Annotated in this window: 14 protein-coding genes and 2 pseudogenes; 15 read left to right on the top strand and 1 reads right to left on the bottom strand. The window is 39.0% G+C overall.

The window, feature by feature from the left end; genetic code table 11:
• Positions 1 to 189 precede the first annotated feature (189 nt).
• The 6 genes from C0J00_RS04850 (at position 190) to C0J00_RS04875 (ending at position 11,245) form a co-directional block, all read left to right on the top strand.
• Positions 190 to 3,189, top strand: coding sequence for a type I restriction endonuclease subunit R (locus C0J00_RS04850; RefSeq protein ID WP_104967807.1), 3,000 nt, complete (start codon positions 190 to 192; stop codon positions 3,187 to 3,189).
• 312 nt (positions 3,190 to 3,501) lie between these two features.
• Complete coding sequence (locus tag C0J00_RS04855) at positions 3,502 to 4,893, top strand: HEPN domain-containing protein (protein ID WP_104967808.1); 1,392 nt, start codon at positions 3,502 to 3,504, stop codon at positions 4,891 to 4,893.
• A gap of 508 nt (positions 4,894 to 5,401) precedes the next feature.
• Positions 5,402 to 6,244 carry a hypothetical protein gene (locus C0J00_RS04860; protein ID WP_104967809.1) on the top strand — a complete coding sequence of 281 codons (843 nt, stop codon included), beginning with the start codon at positions 5,402 to 5,404 and terminating at the stop codon, positions 6,242 to 6,244.
• A 118-nt stretch (positions 6,245 to 6,362) separates the two neighbouring features.
• Positions 6,363 to 7,592, top strand: a complete 1,230-nt coding sequence (locus C0J00_RS04865) for a restriction endonuclease subunit S (RefSeq protein ID WP_104967810.1) — start codon at positions 6,363 to 6,365, stop codon at positions 7,590 to 7,592.
• A 15-nt stretch (positions 7,593 to 7,607) separates the two neighbouring features.
• Positions 7,608 to 9,491, top strand: a complete 1,884-nt coding sequence (locus C0J00_RS04870; protein ID WP_104967811.1) for a P-loop NTPase fold protein — start codon at positions 7,608 to 7,610, stop codon at positions 9,489 to 9,491.
• A gap of 152 nt (positions 9,492 to 9,643) precedes the next feature.
• Positions 9,644 to 11,245 (top strand): type I restriction-modification system subunit M, encoded by a 1,602-nt coding sequence (locus C0J00_RS04875; RefSeq protein ID WP_104967812.1) that lies wholly within the window; start codon positions 9,644 to 9,646, stop codon positions 11,243 to 11,245.
• A gap of 104 nt (positions 11,246 to 11,349) precedes the next feature.
• Here C0J00_RS04875 and C0J00_RS04880 read toward each other — a convergent pair.
• A pseudogene (locus C0J00_RS04880) lies at positions 11,350 to 12,435 on the bottom strand (IS3 family transposase); the annotation flags it as partial.
• A 100-nt stretch (positions 12,436 to 12,535) separates the two neighbouring features.
• On the opposite strand from C0J00_RS04880, the gene C0J00_RS04885 reads away from it, so the two are divergent.
• The 9 genes and pseudogenes from C0J00_RS04885 to topA all read left to right on the top strand — a co-directional run bounded on the left by C0J00_RS04885 (position 12,536) and on the right by topA (position 20,917).
• Complete coding sequence (locus tag C0J00_RS04885; RefSeq protein WP_104967813.1) at positions 12,536 to 12,757, top strand: helix-turn-helix domain-containing protein; 222 nt, start codon at positions 12,536 to 12,538, stop codon at positions 12,755 to 12,757.
• Between the two features lie 270 nt (positions 12,758 to 13,027).
• Positions 13,028 to 13,261: a DNA-binding protein gene (locus tag C0J00_RS04890; RefSeq protein WP_104967814.1), complete on the top strand. Its 234-nt coding sequence runs from the start codon at positions 13,028 to 13,030 to the stop codon at positions 13,259 to 13,261.
• Positions 13,262 to 13,335: 74 nt separating this feature from the next.
• A pseudogene (locus tag C0J00_RS04895) lies at positions 13,336 to 14,842 on the top strand (tyrosine-type recombinase/integrase).
• Positions 14,843 to 14,932: 90 nt separating this feature from the next.
• Complete coding sequence (gene ylqF, locus C0J00_RS04900; protein WP_104967815.1) at positions 14,933 to 15,784, top strand: ribosome biogenesis GTPase YlqF; 852 nt, start codon at positions 14,933 to 14,935, stop codon at positions 15,782 to 15,784.
• The gene (locus C0J00_RS04905; RefSeq protein WP_104967816.1) at positions 15,771 to 16,556 is read left to right on the top strand and encodes a ribonuclease HII; all 786 of its coding nucleotides are present in this window, start codon (positions 15,771 to 15,773) and stop codon (positions 16,554 to 16,556) included. The genes ylqF and C0J00_RS04905 overlap by 14 nt, the downstream gene beginning before the upstream one ends.
• Positions 16,549 to 17,202 carry a GNAT family N-acetyltransferase gene (locus C0J00_RS04910; protein WP_407697195.1) on the top strand — a complete coding sequence of 218 codons (654 nt, stop codon included), beginning with the start codon at positions 16,549 to 16,551 and terminating at the stop codon, positions 17,200 to 17,202. The genes C0J00_RS04905 and C0J00_RS04910 overlap by 8 nt, the downstream gene beginning before the upstream one ends.
• On the top strand, positions 17,199 to 17,747 hold the full coding sequence (locus C0J00_RS04915) for a sugar O-acetyltransferase (RefSeq protein ID WP_104967817.1): 549 nt from the start codon (positions 17,199 to 17,201) through the stop codon (positions 17,745 to 17,747). Before C0J00_RS04910 ends, C0J00_RS04915 begins: the two co-directional genes overlap by 4 nt.
• A 69-nt stretch (positions 17,748 to 17,816) precedes the next feature.
• Positions 17,817 to 18,659, top strand: a complete 843-nt coding sequence (dprA, locus tag C0J00_RS04920) for a DNA-processing protein DprA (protein WP_104967818.1) — start codon at positions 17,817 to 17,819, stop codon at positions 18,657 to 18,659.
• A gap of 122 nt (positions 18,660 to 18,781) precedes the next feature.
• Entirely contained in the window at positions 18,782 to 20,917 is a 2,136-nt protein-coding gene (topA, locus tag C0J00_RS04925; RefSeq protein WP_104967819.1) for a type I DNA topoisomerase, read from the top strand.
• The last annotated feature ends 56 nt before the right edge of the window (positions 20,918 to 20,973 follow it).

Consider the following 20,973-nt stretch of genomic DNA (forward strand, 5'->3'; position numbering starts at 1 on the left):
TCATTTCGCCCACTGTTGTGGGCTTTTTTTAATGTTTAACTACTGAAAAACGCCTAAAAAACGTGTCTAAATATGGTATAATAAAAGGTAACGAAAAATTAGAAAAAACCAGAAAATCAGGCTCTCTGCTGTTCAAAAACAGTTGAAAAGCTAGATTTTCTAAAGATATGAAATAAGGAAGCATCGCATATGCAGTATACCGGTGAATTATCCATCGAGCAACAGCTCATTGACCAGCTGACAACAGGGACCGGCCAGTGGACCTACCGCAAGGATTTGAAGACCGAAGAAAGCCTTTGGGACAATTTCTTTGCCAAGCTAGAGCAGAATAATGTAGCTATCTTAAACGGCACCCTCTTAACGGACCAAGAAAAAGCTCAGGTCAAAAACCAGCTCAACTTTGTCAATTACTACGAAGCGGCCAAATGGTTGGCTGGGGAAAATGGCATTGCCAAAGTCCAAGTCCAACGAGAGGACGCGACCCTAGGCACCATCCGCTTATCTGTCATCTGGCGGGACAATGTCGCTGGTGGTAAATCCAGCTATGAAGTGGCCCATCAAGTCAAGCGCCCCAAGGCTAATCCGACAGACCAAGACAGACGGCTGGATGTGACGCTCTTGATCAATGGCCTGCCCATGATTCAGATTGAGCTCAAAAGTGCCAATAATCCTTTCATGGATGCCTTTCGCCAGATTCAAAAATACGACCGGGAAGGCAAGTTCCGCGGGATTTATTCGACTCTGCAAATGTTTGTGGTCTCTAACCTGACAGATACCCGCTATATCGCTGCCGCCAAGGAAAACAAGCTCAATGAGACCTTCCTCACCAAGTGGGTCAATACCAGCAATCAGCCGGTGCCAGGCCTCTACGCCTTTGCTAAAGAGGTCCTCTCAATCCCTCGCGCCCATCAGATGGTCATGCAGTACTCGGTCATTGATGATGACAAGAAGGCCTTGATCTTATTACGACCTTATCAGGTACATGCCATCGAAGCTGTCCAAGAAGCCAGCAAGGCCCAGCAGTCTGGCTATGTCTGGCACACGACAGGTTCTGGTAAGACCCTGACGTCCTATAAGGTGGGGCGCAACCTCCTGCAAATCCCGTCCATCACCAAGACCATCTTTGTCGTGGACCGCAGTGACTTGGACCAGCAGACGACCTCTAGCTTTACCTCCTATGCGGCCAATGATGTCATCGACATCGATGAGACCGACAACACCCATCACTTGGTCAAACGCCTAGTGGCTGATGACAAGCGCGTGGTGGTGACGACCATCCAAAAGTTGGCCACCATGATCCGGAAGATGGAGGAGGGTAAGTACGCCAAAGAGGTAGCGAAGCTAAAGCAACTCAAGGTTGCCTTTGTCGTTGACGAATGCCACCGGGCCGTCACGCCACAATCCCAACAAAAGCTCTCTAGCTTCTTTATCCACTCCCTCTGGTATGGCTTTACAGGGACACCGATCTTTGCGGAAAACAAACGCCAACAACTCGGCGATCTGGCCCAAACAACCGAAGAGCAATACGGCAAGCGCCTGCATGAGTACACGGTTAAGGAAGCTATTCATGATAAGGCCGTTCTCGGTTTCAAAGTCGACTATAAAAACACCCTCCTCCTGTCCAAAGATGTCCCTGAAGAGGACATCCCGGACAGTGCCTATGAAAACGAGGAGCATATGCTGGAAGTGCTAGATGTCATCCTCAACCAGTCTCGTGGCAAACTGGGTTTTCAAAATGGGGTTGGAAAAACCTATAATGCCATCCTGACCGTCAAGTCTATCGCCATTGCTCAGAAATACTATGACCTCTTAAAGTGGGTCAAACGAGGCGAGACCCGTATCAAGATTTCCGAGCGGACCAAGCAAACCTTACCGGACTTTCCAAAGTTCACCATTACCTACTCCGTGACGGAAAACGAGGAGGACTCTACGCTTAACCAGGACAAGATGAAAGAGGCTTTGATCGACTATAACCAGGAATTTGACACGCACTACACGTTAGCTGACCTGCGAGGCTTTAACGCCGATGTCAACAACCGCTTAGCCCGTAAAAAAGACAAGTACCTCTTCCGGGAGGAACAGCTAGACCTGGTCATCGTGGTCAACCGCCTGCTGACAGGGTTTGATGCCCCTTGCCTCTCGACCCTCTTCATCGACCGCAAGCCTATGCGGCCTCATGATTTGATCCAGGCCTTTAGCCGGACCAACCGTATCTTTGATCAGGCTAAAAAATTCGGTCAAATTGTGACCTTCCAAGCGCCAAATGCTTTCAAAGAAGCTGTGGATAAAGCCCTGCGTCTATACTCTAATGGCGGGGAAAACAGTGTCCTAGCCCCAGAATGGGCAGAAGAAAAGGCCAATTTCGATGAGAAACTGGCCAACCTCCAAAGCCAAGTCGCTATGGATGGTGATATGGGACTGGACATCGACAGTGCCAGTGACGAATTACTGAAAAAATTTGCCAAATCCTACCAAGAATTTGACCGCTATTTTGCCTCTATCAAGGTCTACTCTGAGTACAACCAGGAGCAAGTCTTTGCTGAAACAGGCCTGACAGAAGACCTGCTTGAGACCTATATGGGCACCTACCAAAATGTCCTAGAAGAAATCAAACGCAGACGAGATGGCGGAGATAAGACAGATGAGGACCCGCTGGATATCTACTATGAGCTCGAGTCCGTCCATATGGATGAGATCAATTACGAGTACATCATCTCCCTCATCCAAGCCTTTATCCCGCAGGACGATGATGCCCAAAAAGAATTGACCGCAAAAGACATCGCAGCCGTGGATGCCTACATCGCTGACCTGGCTAAGACCAACCCAGGCCTCGCCCAAGTCATCGCCGACCTCTGGCTCCAAATCCAGATGGACCCCGAAAGCTACCGTGGCCAATCCATGGCCAATATCCTCGACCAGATGATCGAAGCCGTCATCCAAAAAGAAGTCAAACAACTGGCCAAGAAATGGTATATCGGCTATGACGAACTCATGTATATGGTCAAAAACTACCGCAAAGGCGAAGGCAAACAACTCGGCGAAAGCGAACTCAGCCAAAGCCAACGCTACCAAGACTACAAAACCGAAGTCGCCGAAGCCCTCAACCCCCTCAAATACAAAATCGAACTCAAAAAAGCCTACACCCAACTCATCGAGGACGTGATTGAACCCTTGAGAGTGAGGAGGTAAATCAAGATACAAAGAATCGGTTCGCTAAAGCGAAAATTCCTGACTGAAAAATAGGGAATTGGCGCTGTTTGCTTGCAAACAAGCCAAGTCATCTTTTTTCCGAAGGAATTAGGTTCGTGTTCAGTTGATGAAGATACAGAGCCGTTAAGCGATGCCAAGCAAAATAGGAACCATGACTAAGACGACTTGCGTCTAGGAAATGGTTATCTTTTTGCACAGCATCGTAGGCGAGTTCAGTTCAGATACCTTGATTTCAGGTTTTCAGTCAGTATGTAATTACTTTGACAATAAAAATAAAGGAAGTTATATTTTATGTCTAGAATTGAAAAATTCAATAATGTTGACGAATTTGAAATCGCTGGTTTTTTCAAAATAAGTAATGATCAAGCGATTTTTGGGAAGCTGTTCCATTCAATAGATGGCATGTTTCTTGAATTACCTATTAGTGAAGATGAAGTTGCTGAAAAGATAGAGTGTTTAATTGGCGAAAATAAACACGAAGTTATTTCCTTGTTTGGACTTACTAGACAGGCTTATTATGTCAAAGATATTGATATGACTAAATTCCGAGTGAATTATATGATATGTGATTCAAAAGCACATACTGATTTAGAAGGGCGGAGTTTTTCAAAAGTCCATTTTTCCTATAAATATTTGAGTTCATTTATAAGTAAGCAGCCAGATGAAGCTAAATCGTTTTACATAGGAGCTCTAAATGCTGAATTAAAAGAGTGGATTTCTGAGAGTAGTAGATCTGGTCAATCTTCTAGGGATGGCTTTGAGAGTAGTAAACAAATTAAGCCAAATTATAGTATCAATTATAATATTGCAAAACCACTTTTAGACATAAAAGATGATATTATTAAATTTCAAAAATTTCTTTCCATTTTAACTGGGGTATACATGCCTGTTAGCTTTTTTAGATTTAATTCAGAAACGAAAGATTTAGAGGGAAATATGCCATTCTGTGGAAGATTTTATTTTTCTCAAGCTAGTGGAGAACGTAAAGTTCCTAACTTCTTTTCATCGTATAACTATAAAGCGCTTGAAAATCACTTTGCAGAACTTTTAAGTGAGTATTTCGTTCAATATGAGAGTTATGAAGCTATTCTCATAAATTTGACAACAAATTTAAGGTATAATAATTTAGTTGAAACGCAGTTTTTTGATGCTATTTCATGTGTTGAAGAAATCGCTAGACTAACAATGGATAATACTAGGCAACTTTCTGAACAGGTGATTAAATATAGAGAACAAGTGATATATACTATTGGAGAAAATGTGTCCGATAAATCAGAACAAGACCTGATTATTAGAGCCCTTCAATCAATGGATGAAATCTCATTAGTTAGTAAAATAAAACGATTGTGTAAGGACTTACCACAAGAATTAAGAGGTAAAGTAAAGTTAAATAATAAAAAGATTCTAATCAATAAAGATTTCATTGGAATGTTTTCATCAAAATGTGTTAATACAAGAAATTACCATGCTCATGGAAGTATTGATAGAAGTGATAAAACTTTTTCACCTAGTGAAATGTTTTATGTAAGTAAGATTTTAAATCTAATTACAGAGTGTCACTTTATGAAAAAGATTGGTGTAGAAGATAATGTAATTGTCGATGCTATTTTACAAAAAAGAAATTATTATTCTGTTATTGAACCATATGGTTATGAACCTCCTATGAGAAAAATTAAATTTTAGAAGTTGTTCAGACAGATGATAGATTTTAAATTTGATGGAGTAATGTTTAATTTTACGATAAGAGATTAATTTGATTTAATTTCCTAAAACTGTTATGATATTAATAACAAAGCGACTAGAGCGCTTGAAAAGAGTGGTGCCTACGGGTGTCACTCTTTTTTATTAAGAAGAATATAGGCTCTTGAATCAGACGACTATATATTGTGTTTTTTTTTATTTAAAAATTAATTTACCACAAGATATTGTTTTTTTTAGAAACAATATAGTATCATAGAAAATGTAGAAAAAGACGATAGCGGCAACTATCGTCTAATGGGGTATATGATTACAAGAAGAGCATGATAAGGCGCAATTCTGATTAATCAACTATAGTTTATCATTATTTCAAAAAAATTTAAACCTCGCTCTTTTGTGAATCTTTACTCTCTTTTTCTACAAAATTAATAGAAAAGAGGAAAATATTATTCATATATCTGAATTTTTAAATAGAAAAGAAATTCAAAAAGAGTTGGATTTCTTAGATGTTGACGTTGAAACGGATGTGAAGCTTTTTGTGGATCCGTTGCTTTTACCTGCTAACTTGGAGAAAATTATATTTGACTTTATACAGACTGTTTATGATAAATATAGCAGTGGCCAGAAAAATGAGGCTTTGGGCTTATTTGTTTATTCAAAAGAGTGCAACGCTACGCATATTGGCTATTCTTCTGGTAAATCAAGAGGTACAGGTGTCTCAAAGGAAATGCTTGACCAATTCTTTACTTATGTCATGAAAGCTACAGATCGGTTAAAAGAAAAGTTGTTAACACCGGTTTCTCTCCCTTTGTTCATCAAGAAATTCTCGAAGGATAGGATGTCGGATCTACTGATCAGTATTTTAAAAAGAGAATTAATACTTTTTTCGTTAGATCAGGCTAAGATACACAACTTGCCGATTAGTTCTCAAAAAGCCAAGTTTGAATTTTGGAATATCGAGAAACATCAATGGGATGTTTTCGAGAGTTACTATGTTTTAGATTATGTGGGAAAAGAACTCATCTTACTTCCCAAAACTATTGTTAACCGTAGGTTTGAGGTAACTCCTGCAAAATATATTTCCGTGATTTTTTCACATCTCCAAACTAAGGAAGTTTATCAAAATCCTGACGGTTCTCCATTTACAAAAAAGAAATTACGGCAGCTTGAGATATCTGATTCTTATAAGTTTAATAAGGAAAAAAAGTATATCCTGGATACAACAGGAGCTCTGCCGGAACTTTTTGAGGAGTTTTATGAGCAATCTCTCCGGTTCCGAAGCTTTAAATCATTAACGGATGAACAATTGATAGAGCAACTTACAAAAGACTCCTAATCTAAAACTATGAATAGCGCCTAAGCCATCTTTTGGAAGATGGTTTTTTATTTATTCACATATTATTAGAAATAATTGGTATAATGAAGGAGAGTCAATTTATGAAAGTAGAAGAAGTATGACAAATAAAAATATACCAAAACTTAGATTCAAAAATTTTGATGATGAGTGGGAAAAAGTTTTATTAAATGAAATTGTAAGAATTGTTGGTGGCGGTACTCCAAGTACTTCAGTAGATGAGTATTGGAATGGCGATATCAATTGGTTCTCGCCGACTGAAGTTGGAGGATCTGTCTATGCTAGTGAAAGTGATAAGAAAATTACTCAGTTGGGATTGGAAAAAAGTTCCGCAAAGATTTTACCTGCTGATAAGACTATTTTATTTACCTCACGTGCGGGCATTGGCGATGCAGCGATTTTAAAAACAGACTCAACAACTAATCAAGGTTTTCAATCTTTAGTTTTGGATGATAAAACTGATATTTACTTTCTTTATAGCCAAAAAGAAAACCTTAAAAGATATGCTACTAAAAATGCTGCTGGGTCAACGTTCTTGGAAATTTCAGGCAAAGAATTGGGTAAGATGCCTATCATACTTCCCTCACTCCCCGAACAATCCGCTATCGGCACGCTCTTCCAAACGCTTGACGAGCTCTTATCTGCCTATAAGGATAATTTGGCTAACTATCAAGTCTTTAAGGCGACCATGTTGTCCAAGATGTTTCCAAAGGGAGCACAGACCACGCCTGAAATCCGCTTAGATGGGTTTGATGGGGAGTGGGAGGAGAAGACATTGGGTGATGTGACTGAAAGAGTGCAAGGTAATGATGGGAGAATAGATTTACCAACGTTAACGATTTCAGCAGCGAATGGTTGGATGAATCAAGAAGATAGGTTTTCACAAAATATCGCAGGCAAAGAACAGAAAAATTATACCCTCTTAAAAAAGGGAGAGTTATCTTATAATCACGGGAACTCGAAACTTGCTAAATACGGAGTTGTTTTTGAGTTAGAAACCTATGAGGAAGCTTTGGTTCCAAGAGTTTACCATAGTTTCAAAACAATAGACAAACTCTCTGATCCAAAGTTTATAGAAATTATGTTTGCAACTAAGAAACCTGATAGAGAATTAGGTAAATTAATTTCATCTGGTGCGAGAATGGATGGACTGTTGAACATTAACTATTCAGAATTTATGGGAATCAAAATTGTTATTCCATCTTTCGAAGAACAACGTGCCATCGGTGCTTTCTTCGCCAACCTTGACGATTTAATCGCTTCTCAGCAAGCCAAAATCACAGAACTCGAAACCTTGAAGAAAAAACTTTTACAGGATATGTTTATTTAGGAAAAATGAAGTGTTATGGCTAAAGAAAATAAATTTATAAAGTTAGAAGATATTGACACATCAACTGCGGAAGAAAATTTTTCCAAGCTATTGAATGAAAAAAAGACATATTTTTTAAATGGTAGTTGGGGTTCTGGTAAAACAACATTTTTAGGAAATATTGATAAAAAATACGATAAGAAATTGATTTTTATTGATTTATGGCAGATTAACGATAGTAGGCCTCTCTTGGAAATTGTGTTTTCTAAACTACACCCCGTTATTTATTGGGGATTCTTAGCATTTACTATCGGTCTGGTTTCAATTTCAATTTTATCCACTAATGTTGTTAATTTAGGACTTGAACAATATTTCGGAATGATTCCCAAAATTAGTATGTGGGTAGGAATTGTAGCACTAGTAGTTGCCGTCTTTCAATTCTTTAAATTTAAAACAGACATTTTCTACGCTTGGTTATTTAGACATGTACCGTTTGGTAAAAAAGTATTGATTATTGATGATTTTGATAGGTTAACAGAGAAGCAACAAGAAGAAACATATAAAATATTTAGTCTTCTAAAAGGGAAATTGCCGATTGTATTTGTAGGTGATATCTCAAAGGTTTATACAGTAAAAGATAATTTTTTGTCAAAAATAATTGATCGAAGAGTTGAACTACCTTTTGCACTCCATCCCAAAAATATTTGGGAGACATACTTCGGTGTATTAGAGGAAAAATTTGATACGATACTTTCGCAAGATTTCAAACAACTTATTGTAAATGAGGGGAGAAATTTAAGAGATAGAGAGCATTTCAACGATTATGTTAACAAGGAGTTTTTCGAGCGAGGTAAGTCAGGACATGTTCAAATTGAGCAACAGCTGCTTATAATTTATACCTATCTGTTCCACTCAAACCTCTATCAAAATTTAATAAATGGATTTGGTGTAGATATTGATGAGGGAGAAGATGTTCCTAAATTCCTAATAACTTCTCAAGTTGATAGTTTATATAAATATAATGAAAACTATCCGCCGTGTTTTGCCCATAACCAAACTGTATATTTTCTATATGAGGAAGTAACAAATACATCAGTGAGTGAGCTAGAGGAGATGCTTAATAATGATGTTCTACTTAAGAAGCAGTTATTATCAAGTAACGATACTGATTTCTACAAGTATTTGTCAGCTAATTATGGAAACTTTACCGGCGAAAGAAAAGAGGAGTTACTACAGTTGGCTCTAGAGTATATACGTGACTATAAGATGAGTGATACAATTTCCTACATCATTCGCGAAAAAGAAATTGAAATTATGCCTCCCAAACAATTCATGGGAATGCATGGTAACTCTATGATGTATTCTATTCCTAAAGAGCGTGAAAATAAAACTGATGAAGAAATTAATGATGAGATTTATAATGGATGGAAAAAAGTTTTAGACAAAGTTGGCTATGATTTATCTCAGCAAGTATATCTTTTTGTAAAATACCACATTTTTAGTTTTCATGTACTAGGAGAACGATTCTCTGATATTCAGTGTGAGACCATTTTGCATTCTTCAGATGAAAGAAAAGATATTATGCTAGCAGTTTATCTTTCTAGTAAAAATCTATGGACAGAGTTTTCTAAATGGACCGATGGCATCTGGGAAGTAGTTTCTTCATTAACTGATACTCAATTTATATCTTTTTGGATTTTACAAGGTATTATTTCCAATGGAAGAAATATCGATGATTTCGACTACATCCCTGCTGATAAAACATTTACTGTCTGGAAAAAAACTTACAGCTTTGATTATAGAAATGAAATAGATAATTCTCAAACTATAAGTAAGATTAAAAATAGATTAGACAAAATGGAACTAGGAGGTTTTAAATTCAAATATGCGATAGATGAAAGATATAGAAGAGAGGATTAATTTTATTGACAGTAAGATGTCAGCTTTTTCATCATTACACTAATAAATCCGCTCATAATCCGCCTATAATCCGCTCTTTTTGTGATCGGTAGCGTTTATTTTAAAACTTAGCTTTTGCTAAACCAAGTTTACAAGATATAGAAAGAACACACATGGAACAAACACAAACCTCCCAAGCGCTCTATCAGGCGCTGTGGAATTCAGCGGACGTCCTCCGCTCGAAGATGGATGCCAATGACTACAAGTCCTATCTCTTGGGCATGGTCTTTTACAAGTACCTGTCAGACAAGATGCTCTATTTCGTGGCAAAGACCATGGAGGAGCCGACGGAGGACTTGCAGCAGGCCTTGGACCTTTACCGGGTCTACTACGAGGACGAGGAGACCCATGCGGACTTGGTCGCAGTGATCAAGGATGAGATGAGCTATGCCATTGCACCTGACTTGACCTTTACAGCCTTGGTCAATCGGGTCAATGAAGGGACCTTCCAGCTAGAGGACTTGGCACAGGGCTTCCGCAATATTGAGCAAGACGATGAGCTCTTTGAAAACCTCTTTGAGGACATTGATCTCTACTCTAAAAAGCTAGGCGCAACTCCGCAAAAGCAAAACCAGACTATCTCGGGTGTCATGAAAGAGTTGGCGGCGCTCGATGTCGCTGGGCACGCTGGTGACATGTTGGGGGATGCTTATGAGTACCTGATCGGTCAGTTTGCGACTGACTCGGGCAAGAAAGCTGGAGAGTTCTACACGCCACAACCCGTAGCCAAGCTCATGACCCAGATTGCACTCCTTGGTCGTGAGGACAAGAAAGGCTTTACCCTTTACGATCCGACCATGGGGTCTGGCTCCCTCCTCTTAAACGCCAAGCGTTATAGCAAAGAGCCCAATACCATTTCCTACTTTGGTCAGGAGCTCAACACCTCGACCTACAATCTGGCTCGCATGAACATGATTCTGCACGGGGTTCCGATTGAAAACCAGTACCTGAATAATGCCGATACCTTGGACGATGACTGGCCAACCCAGGAGCCGACCAACTTTGACGGGGTGCTCATGAACCCACCGTATTCTGCCAAGTGGTCTGCAGATAGTGGGTTCTTACAAGACGCTCGCTTCTCGGCATTTGGTGCCCTCGCTCCCAAGTCTAAGGCTGATTTTGCCTTTCTCCTGCACGGCTATTACCACCTCAAGCAAGATGGCGGAGTTATGGCCATTGTCCTGCCACACGGGGTGCTCTTCCGTGGCAATGCAGAAGGCAAGATCCGTCAGCACCTGCTCGAAGAAGGGGCCATCGACACCGTCATCGGTCTGCCTGCCAATATCTTCTTTAACACCAGCATTCCGACCACAGTCATTATTCTCAAAAAAGACCGGACCAACCGTGATGTCTTCTTCATCGATGCGTCGAAGGAATTTACCAAGGGTAAAAACCAAAACCTCATGGAAGACAAGCACATCGAGAAAATCCTTGAGGCCTACACGTCTCGTCAGGATAGCGATAAGTTTGCCCATCTGGCTAGCTTTGAGGAGATTCAGGAGAATGACTTTAACCTCAACATTCCACGCTACGTTGATACCTTTGAAGAGGAAAAAGTAGCACCACTGGCTGAAATCGTGGCCAATATCAACACGACCAACCAAGTGATTGAGGAGAAAACGGCCAGCCTGATTGACAAGCTTGGCCAGCTCAAGGGCACGACGCCAGAAGCCAGCCAAGACCTTCAAGCCCTCTTGGAGCAATTTAAGGGGTAGAGAGGATTTGAAAACATCCTTATGGCAACCCCTCCTTTAGATGAAAAGGCAACAGTTTTCTGTACAAGATTTATAAAGTGTATTTGATTAGGCGGTGATAGTGCCATAGGTGTTTGGTAATTAAGACTACTGTGAATGCGATGGTAGTTCCACCAATGAACGTAGTCTCTTGTCTTAATAGCAAGGTCTTCCAGTGTTGAAAATTGTTCCTGATAAACAAACTCAATCTTGAAAGCACGGTAGGTGCTTTCAGCCACGGCATTATCATAAGGGCAACTTGCTTGACTGAGTGATCGTTTGATATCAAAGGCTTTAAGCACATCCTCAATTAAGACGTTATCAAATTCTTTCCCTCTGTCAGAATGAAAGAGTTGAACCTTGTTTAAAGCATAAGGAATGTTCTGTAGAGCTTGTTTGACCAGTTTAGCCGTCTTCTGCCAGCCAATAGATAAACCAATGATTTCACGGTTGTAAGAGATCAATGATGAAGCAGACATAAGCCCAACGTATTCCAACTCTAACATAGGTCAAATCAGTTACTAGAACCTCTAATGGCTGACGTTGAGCAAATGCTTGATTCAAATGATTAGGAACTAGGGCTTTATTTGTCCCTTTTGAATGGGGCTTGAAAGTTGCCTTCTGGTAGACAGAAACGAGGTTAAGTCTTTTCATAATGCGGCGAATACGACGTCGAGATGGACATATTCCCTGCGAGGCGAGAGCTTGTTTAATTTTCCTTGCTCCGTATCTAGACTTACTCCCTATGAAAATAGCACTGATTTTTTCTTCCAGTTCCATTTCTGATGTAGGTTCAACGGCCTTATAGTAATAGCTGGAACGAGGGATCCCCAGAAAACGACACATAGCAGTGACGCTGTACTTATCTTTGTTAGCAGTGATTATCTGTCTTTTCGTGCCATAATCACTGCCGCTTGCTTTAGGATATCATTCTCCATCTCAAGCTGCTTGTTGCGTTTTCTCAGTTCAATCAGTTCACGTTGTTCAGCTGTTAGATTATCCACAGTTTTAAATGAGCCGGTTGTTTTGGATTGTCTCACCCACTTATCAAAGGTTGAAGGCGTTAAATCATATTCTCTGATAATCTCGCTACGTTTTTTCCCTGCATTATGTAAATCAACGATTTGTTGCTTGAATTCATCGCTAAAATGACGACGTACTTTTCTAGACATAGGCTTCTCCATTTCTTAGTGTTAGTGTAGAGCACTTTATAAATTCTGTCTAGTTTAGTGTAACCGATTCGCTCGACTATAATTTTCTTAGGAGTGAGCGATGTATAGGCGTATTAGAGATTTGAGAGAAGATTATGATTTTACTCAAGAGTACTTAGCAAAATACCTATCCTGTAGTCAATCGGCATATTCCAGGATTGAGACAGGAAAACGGCAAGTATCTATTGATTATCTTATTCAGCTTTCAAAACTCTATCAAGTCAGTACAGATTATATACTAGGGCTTACAGATAACCCTTATCGTTTAAAAAGATTAAAATAGTTCCTCCTTGATTTGTTCATTGAAAATTGAATAAACTAAGGTGGGACTTTCTTATTTGTCGAGCAATTTAGTGAGATACGCCGTGATAGGAGCGAAAATTATTAGCTATAAAATAGAGTGGTTCTCTATCTGCCATGACCACAAATAAGGACAATGATACTTCTGAACGTTCAGGCTGCCAACGTAAAAGGACAGCGGGTGAGATGCCCATGAATTATTTAACCAATCATACCCACGGAGGTTAATAATATAAAATAGAGAGAAACTAATATGAAAATTAAATTTGTATCGGTTGAGAATAGCATAGCTGAGTGGGCAGATAAAAGAGCTATATTGAGGAGGTGGGAAGGTCTGAATCAATATACACTGAATAGATGGTTAGGTGAAATGAGAGATAATAAGCAGTTTAAAGATTATGTGATTAACCCAACTCATAAACTAGTCTTTATTAATTTGGAAGGCTTTGAAGAGTTTTTAAGATGGAAACAAAGGGCGGTAAAATAAAGAGAATCATGATATAATATAAAATGGTTATATTTCTATGATTGATTTTTCTTTTCAAGTTTAAGGAAACGAAAATGTACTATAGAACAAAAACTAATTCAAAAGGAGTTACTCGATACGAAGTTGTAGATAAATATAAGGATCCACTAACTGGCAAGTGGAAGACAGCTGTTGTAAGTTATCATAAAAACACAAGTCGCGCTCGAAAACAAGCAGAACGCGAGCTCGAAGATAAAATTGAGGGATTGGTTAATGGCAGTGAAGCTCAATTTAATCCCCAGTTGATAAGAACATTCGGAGAGTTAAAGATGAGTTGGCTAGAAACCTGGTCAGTATCAGTAAAACCTCAGACAGTAAAAAGAGAGGCTTTTGTGATAGAACGTCTTGGTGAAATTATTGGTGATGATTATTTACTCGAACGTTTAACACCGTTATTGATGAAAAAGTGTTTGACTACCTATATGGAGAAATATAATGCGTCACAATCTACTATGATACATATAAAAAGCACTTGTAACAAAATTTTTAACCATGGTGTTCTTTATAATGTTATTCAGTTTTCACCAATGTCTGTAATAAAGCTAGAAACGTCCCTTGAGAAAAAGCGTGAAACAAAGAAAAAACGAGAAGCAAAGTTTTTAGAAATTCATGAAATTAGAGCTTTCTTTGAAACACTAAGTCGAAGAAGAAACCCGAATTATTATGACTTGGCTATAGTTTTACTATTTTCAGGACTGCGAATCGGGGAAGCTGCTTTTACTAAGGAAGATTTTGATGCTGAGAGAGGTATACTACATATTGATAAGGCTTTGCAATATCATGATTTAAAAGTTTCAGAATTCTACTTTGATGAAACTAAAACAATAAATGCTGATCGAGATGTTGCTTTACCTAAAGTGGCTTGTGATGCTATATTAAGGGCTATACAACGAAGTGAAGAGTTTGACCGCTATTCGATTGAAAATCCTTGCGAAGCATTTACATTCTCTGAGAGTGTTTTTAGAACAGAATACGGTTAACCAATAACTTCGCATTCTTTCCGGGAAGTACTTGCTCGTGTTGAAACTGATCTTATTAAAAACTGCGAGGAGATACGGTTTTAAATGGACAAAGCATGTAACCCCTCATTCTTTTAGGCATATGCATATTACTTATTTACAAAGTGAGGGTATGAAAGTTGCTATAAGAGAAATTATGGAACGTGTTGGACATGCTAATTACGAAACAACTATGTTGTATACTCATAGTCAAGGAATATCTCAAAATCAAACAGTTAAAGCCTTAGATAAATTTATTGATAGAAATAATTTTAGATTTGAAGCATTAAAATCTTGGTCTAGCAAATATTCCAAAATATTAAATGATGAAATAGAAAATAATCTTGATTCAAAAACAATTGAATTTTCTTTAGATGATTTTAGAGACAAACTTGGTCTAAAATCAACTTATACACCTAGGCATATAACTGCAAATATAATTCCTAAGCTTAAGAAAGATTTATCAAAATATTACAAGTCATTTGATATTTCATATTTAAGAGAAGGAAAACAAAAGGTTGTTGGTTATAGGTTAAGTTGGTGAATACAAAATCTTGGTGCCTGTTTGGTGCCTAATAAAAAACAGGCAGGTTTTTCAAACGAAAAACCTTGCTACGAAAGGATTTATAAACTCATGGCTACTATTCAATGGTTTCCTGGGCATATGTCCAAGGCTCGCCGTCAAGTTCAGGAGAATTTGAAGCACGTTGATTTTGTAACGATTTTGGTGGATGCTCGTCTGCCTTTGTCGAGTCAAAATCCCATGCTGACAAAAATCGTTGGTGACAAACCAAAATTACTGATTTTGAATAAGGCTGACCTAGCTGATAGCACGCGTACCAAAGAGTGGCGGAAGCACTTCGAATCTCAAGGGATTAAGACCTTGGCGATCAATTCTAAAGAGCAAGCAACGGTTAAATTAGTGACAGATGCTGCTAAGTCACTCATGTCTGAAAAGATTGAGAAATTGCGTGATCGTGGTATTCAAAAAGAGACTCTACGAACCATGATTATCGGGATTCCAAATGCTGGTAAATCAACACTTATGAACCGTTTAGCTGGTAAGAAAATTGCCGTTGTAGGGAATAAACCAGGTGTAACCAAGGGACAGCAGTGGCTCAAGTCCAATAAGGAGCTTGAAATCTTGGATACCCCAGGGATTTTATGGCCTAAGTTTGAAGATGACTTGGTTGGCTTAAAATTAGCCTTAACGGGTGCGATCAAGGATCAACTGTTGCCAATGGATGAAGTAACTATTTTCGGTCTTAATTTCTTTAAAGAACATTATCCTGAACGCCTACAAGAACGTTTTAAAGGAATGGATTTATCAGAAGAGGCCCCTGAAATCATTATGGGCATGACACAAAAACTTGGTTTCAGAGATGATTATGACCGTTTTTACAACCTCTTTGTTAAGGAAGTTCGTGACGGCCGTTTGGGTCGCTATACGTTAGATCTTGTTGAGGAAGTTGATGGCAACCATTAAAGAGATTAAAGACCGGTTAGCAGAGATTCCAACTTTGGAAGATCATCGATGGTCTCTTTTTGCTGAGGATAAGCGAGCTGGAGTGCAAAAAGCCATCATTCAGAGACAAAAAGCAATTCAAGCTCAGCTAGATGAAGAGGCTCGTTTGGAGACTATGCTAACTTATGAGAAAGCTCTATATGCTCAAGATTATCAGCTGATTGCAGGGATTGACGAAGTCGGCAGAGGACCTTTAGCTGGCCCAGTTGTAGCGGCCTGTGTGATTTTACCGGTTAATGAGAAAATTTCTGGGCTTAACGATTCTAAAAAAATTCCCAAGTCTAAGCATGAGGAAATTTACCAGCAAGTCACGACGAAGGCTCTGGCAGTTGGTGTTGGTATTATGGATAATGAGGTGATTGATCAGGTTAACATCTATGAAGCGACTAAATTGGCGATGGTTGAGGCTATCAAAGATGCATCTAAAAGGGGAATTGTGCCTGATTATCTCCTGATTGATGCCATGACACTAGACCTTGATATTCCTCAAATGTCTATCATTAAAGGGGATGCTAATTCCTTATCTATTGCAGCTGCTTCAATTGTTGCTAAGGTAACTCGGGATAAGATGATGGCTGATTTTGATAAAAAATTCCCTGGCTATGGTTTTGCTCAAAATGCAGGTTATGGAACAAAAGTCCACCTAGAAGGTTTGGATAAATACGGTGTCACACCCATTCATCGACGCAGTTTTGAGCCTATTAAATCTTTAGTAAGAGGATATGATGATTAGTATCAAACATTATGAGCCTAAGTATGATAAATCTTGGGTTTACTGTAAGGCTTTGGCTTATCTTTTTTCAGATTTTTGGGATGATGATAGTCGCGAAAAAGATGATTTTTCCGAGTATTATGAAGATAGTATTGAATTGATTGCCTTAGATGGCGCAACAGTTGTGGGTTTATTAGATATTGGTATCTACGATAAGGAAGCTAGTAGAGCTTATCCGTATTATAGCTGTGATAAATTGGCATATTTTGCTAACTTAGCTGTTCATCCTGATTATCAAAATCAAGGCATTGCTAATAAATTATTCGAGAAAGCAGAAAAGCTTTTGCTGTCTAAAAAAGTTCAGGCGCTCTCTATTTTTACACGAGGAGATGCTAATGCCAACTACCTTTATCAAAAATGGGGCGCTGAACTTATCGCTAAGGATTGGTTAGTTGTCGGCTTACCTAAAACTTTACATCAAGACTTTACTTTTAAAGTTTTAAAGAATGACCAACGCCTGAGATTTGAAACCACTGATGGAGAGTTGTCCTATTATCAACGCGAGGGTGTTTATATTGTATCGCAAGAAGAAGCACTAGCGAGTTTTGAAGCAGAAGCTATTTATGAAGAGAGAACCTATTTAAAACGATACGAGGAGACCTTATGACTGAACGTGATAAGATGCTGGCAGGTAAACCATACAAACCGGGTGATGAGGAATTAAAAAACATGCGTCTGCGTGCTCGCCAGTTGATGAAAGACTTTAATAATGAGGATGATGCTTCTAAACGAAGTAGCCTCCTCAAAGCTTGGTTTGGCTCAACCGGAGAAAACCTGCACATGGAACAGCCTTTCCGCTGTGATTATGGCAATAACATTTATGTCGGTGAGAATTTCTATGCTAACTTTAACCAGACCTTCCTAGATGTCTGCGAGATTCGCATCGGTGATAATGTCATGATTGGCCCCAATTGCCAGTTATTAACGCCCTTGCATCCTTTGGATCCGATCGAGCGTAATTCTGGAGTAGAATACGGTGCCCCAATAACCCTAGGGGACAATGTCTGGCTAGCTGGTGGCGTTACGGTTCTTCCCGGGGTGACTCTTGGAAATAACGTGGTAGTCGGTGCAGGAAGTGTTGTGACAAAATCGTTCCCTGATAATGTTGTTCTTGCGGGAAATCCTGCTAAGGTGATTAAGACGATTGATTAAGAAGAGAAAATCTTAGCTTGGCTAGGATTTTTTTTGATGTTTTTCCGAATAAATAAGTGGAGGATTAACATGAATAATTTTGAATTGTACAAACTAAAAAAAGCAGGTTTATCTAATCAGCATATCTTAAATATCCTAGATTACGAAGCTAAATATCAAAAATCCTTATCCCTTAGAGACCGTGCAGTAGTATCTAAATGTTCTAATCCAGTTGTTTTTATGGAGCATTATAAAAACTTGGATAGTAAGACCTTACGTCAAGAATTTCTAACCTTTCCTAGCATTTCCATCTTAGATGATGATTATCCTTTGGAACTCAAGGAAATCTATAATCCACCTGTACTTTTGTTTTATAAAGGAAATATTGATCTGCTTGAAAAACCAAAACTAGCAGTGGTTGGTGCTAGAAAATGTAGTGAGATAGGGACAAAGTCTATTCAGAAGATTATCACGGAACTGGAGAATCGTTTTGTGATTGTTAGCGGATTGGCGCGTGGTATTGATACGGCAGCTCATTTGTCTGCACTTAAAAATGGAGGAGCTAGTATTGGGATTATTGGAACAGGTCTTGATGTTTACTATCCCAAAGAAAATCAACGGTTACAGGATTTTATGATGCAAAACCATTTGGTCCTTTCAGAGTATGGTCCTGGTGAACAACCACTTAAATATCACTTTCCAGAGCGAAATCGTATTATTGCAGGGCTTTGTCAGGGAATTATTGTCGCTGAAGCTAAATTGCGCTCAGGAAGTTTAATCACTTGTGAGCGCGCATTAGAAGGAGGGAGAGATGTTTTTGCACTTCCGGGCAATATTTTAGATGGCAAGTCCGCTGGTTGTTTACAATTGATTCAAGAGGGTGCAAAGTGCATTACATCGGGATTTGATGTCTTGAGTGATTACTCATTTTAAAGTCAGTTCTCCTATAGGAAAAGTTTTTTATTGACACATTAGAAAAAGAGGGTTATCATGTTATAAGTTTCAAAGGGTCAGAAAATATAACCTTTGACAATTCTCGTATAGGAAGTGTGTTTATGGCAACTGCTACGGCAACAAAAGCAAAAACGAAAACTAGCGCAAAAAAAACTAGCAAGAAAAAAGCAAGTCCAAAGAAAAATTTGGTTATTGTGGAGTCACCTGCTAAGGCGAAGACCATTGAAAAGTACCTGGGACGCAATTATAAGGTAGTGGCATCAGTTGGGCATATTCGTGATTTGAAAAAATCGAGCATGTCTATTGATTTCGACAATAACTATGAACCTGAATACATCAATATTCGTGGTAAGGGACCTTTGATTAATTCTCTTAAAAAAGAAGCTAAGAATGCTAAAGAAGTCTTTTTGGCAAGTGACCCGGACCGTGAAGGAGAAGCTATTTCTTGGCATTTAGCGCATATTTTAAACTTAGACCCTAAAGCAAAAAATCGTGTTGTCTTTAATGAGATTACCAAAGATGCTGTTAAGAATGCCTTTGTAGAACCAAGAGAAATCAATATGGATCTGGTCGATTCCCAACAAGCTCGTCGTGTTCTGGATCGTATTGTAGGTTATTCTATCAGTCCTATTTTATGGAAAAAAGTGAAAAAAGGACTATCAGCTGGTCGTGTTCAATCAGTCGCTCTTAAACTGATTATCGACCGTGAAAATGAGATTAAGGCCTTTAAACCAGAAGAATATTGGACTATTGATGGGGCTTTTAAAAAAGGTAACAAGAAATTTCAAGCTGCCTTTTATGGTTTAGATGGTAAAAAGCTTAAATTAGCAAGGCAAGAAGATGTCAAGTCTGTTTTGACGCGTATCAAAGGCGATGATTTTACGGTTGATAAGGTAGAGAAAAAAGAACGTCGTCGTAACGCTCCTCTCCCTTATACAACTTCTTCTATGCAACAAGATGCGGCTAATAAAATCAATTTCCGTACGCGTAAGACCATGATGGTCGCACAGCAACTCTATGAGGGATTGAGTTTAGGTAAAGCAGGTCATCAAGGTCTCATTACCTATATGCGTACGGATTCAACGCGTATTAGTCCTGTGGCACAAAATGAAGCGGCTGGCTTTATCACCGAACGTTTTGGTAGCAAATATTCTAAACATGGTACTAAGGTTAAGAATGCTGCTGGTGCTCAGGATGCCCACGAAGCTATTCGTCCATCATCAGTTCATCATACGCCAGAGTCTATTGCTAAGTACCTTGATAAGGACCAACTCAAACTTTATACTTTGATTTGGAACCGTTTTGTAGCTTCGCAAATGACAGCAGCAGTCTTTGATACTGTGAAAGTCAATTTATCCCAAAATGGTGTTATGTTCACCGCTAATGGTAGTCAGGTTAAGTTTGATGGTTACATGGCTGTCTATAACGATTCTGATAAGAATAAGATGTTGCCTGAAATGGAAGCTGGAGACACCGTTAAGAAGGTCTTGACCACTCCTGAGCAACACTTTACACAACCACCTGCTCGCTATTCAGAAGCAACGCTTATCAAAACTCTTGAGGAAAATGGTGTTGGCCGTCCATCAACTTATGCGCCTACGCTTGAGACTATTCAAAAACGTTATTATGTCAAATTGGCAGCTAAGCGTTTTGAACCTACAGAGTTGGGTGAAATTGTCAATTCCTTAATTGTAGAATTTTTCCCAGATATTGTTGATGTGGCCTTTACAGCTGAGATGGAAGGTCGCCTGGATGAAGTTGAAATCGGTAAGGAAGAATGGCAAAAGGTCATCGACCAGTTCTACAAACCTTTTGAAAAAGAATTGACTAAAGCTGAAGACGAGATGGAAAAAATCCAGATTAAGGATGAACCTGCTGGATTTGACTGCGATGTCTGTGGTTCACCAATGGTTATTAAATTAGGCCGTTACGGTAAATTCTACGCTTGTAGCAATTTCCCAGAATGTCGCAATACCAAAGCCATTACTAAGGAGATCGGCGTAATCTGTCCTATTTGTGAAAAAGGGCAAGTGATCGAGCGTAAAACCAGGCGTAATCGTATCTTTTATGGTTGTGACCATTACCCAGAGTGTGAATTTACCTCATGGGATATTCCGGTTGGTCGTGCTTGTCCAAAATCCGGTGATTTCTTGGTTGAAAAGAAAGTTCGTGGTGGTGGTAAACAAGTAGTATGTAGTAGTGAAGATTGTGATTATAAAGAAGCAGTTGTTAAATAAAAAACTTTAAGAACGATTAAAAGGAATCTATTTATCAGGAACAGCGCCATAAGCTA

The organism is Streptococcus pluranimalium, from assembly GCF_002953735.1.
Lineage (GTDB): Bacteria > Bacillota > Bacilli > Lactobacillales > Streptococcaceae > Streptococcus > Streptococcus pluranimalium.

Bases quoted from the DNA above. Each gene is read 5' to 3' on its own strand.
- ylqF (WP_104967815.1), top strand. From the start codon at position 14,933: ATGGCTACTATTCAATGGTTTCCTGGGCATATGTCCAAGGCTCGCCGT.
- C0J00_RS04870 (WP_104967811.1), top strand. From the start codon at position 7,608: ATGGCTAAAGAAAATAAATTTATAAAGTTAGAAGATATTGACACATCA.
- dprA (WP_104967818.1), top strand. From the start codon at position 17,817: ATGAATAATTTTGAATTGTACAAACTAAAAAAAGCAGGTTTATCTAAT.
- C0J00_RS04865 (WP_104967810.1), top strand. From the start codon at position 6,363: ATGACAAATAAAAATATACCAAAACTTAGATTCAAAAATTTTGATGAT.
- C0J00_RS04855 (WP_104967808.1), top strand. From the start codon at position 3,502: ATGTCTAGAATTGAAAAATTCAATAATGTTGACGAATTTGAAATCGCT.
- C0J00_RS04915 (WP_104967817.1), top strand. From the start codon at position 17,199: ATGACTGAACGTGATAAGATGCTGGCAGGTAAACCATACAAACCGGGT.
- C0J00_RS04890 (WP_104967814.1), top strand. From the start codon at position 13,028: ATGAAAATTAAATTTGTATCGGTTGAGAATAGCATAGCTGAGTGGGCA.
- C0J00_RS04850 (WP_104967807.1), top strand. From the start codon at position 190: ATGCAGTATACCGGTGAATTATCCATCGAGCAACAGCTCATTGACCAG.
- topA (WP_104967819.1), top strand. From the start codon at position 18,782: ATGGCAACTGCTACGGCAACAAAAGCAAAAACGAAAACTAGCGCAAAA.
- C0J00_RS04885 (WP_104967813.1), top strand. From the start codon at position 12,536: ATGTATAGGCGTATTAGAGATTTGAGAGAAGATTATGATTTTACTCAA.
- C0J00_RS04910 (WP_407697195.1), top strand. From the start codon at position 16,549: ATGATTAGTATCAAACATTATGAGCCTAAGTATGATAAATCTTGGGTT.
- C0J00_RS04905 (WP_104967816.1), top strand. From the start codon at position 15,771: ATGGCAACCATTAAAGAGATTAAAGACCGGTTAGCAGAGATTCCAACT.
- C0J00_RS04875 (WP_104967812.1), top strand. From the start codon at position 9,644: ATGGAACAAACACAAACCTCCCAAGCGCTCTATCAGGCGCTGTGGAAT.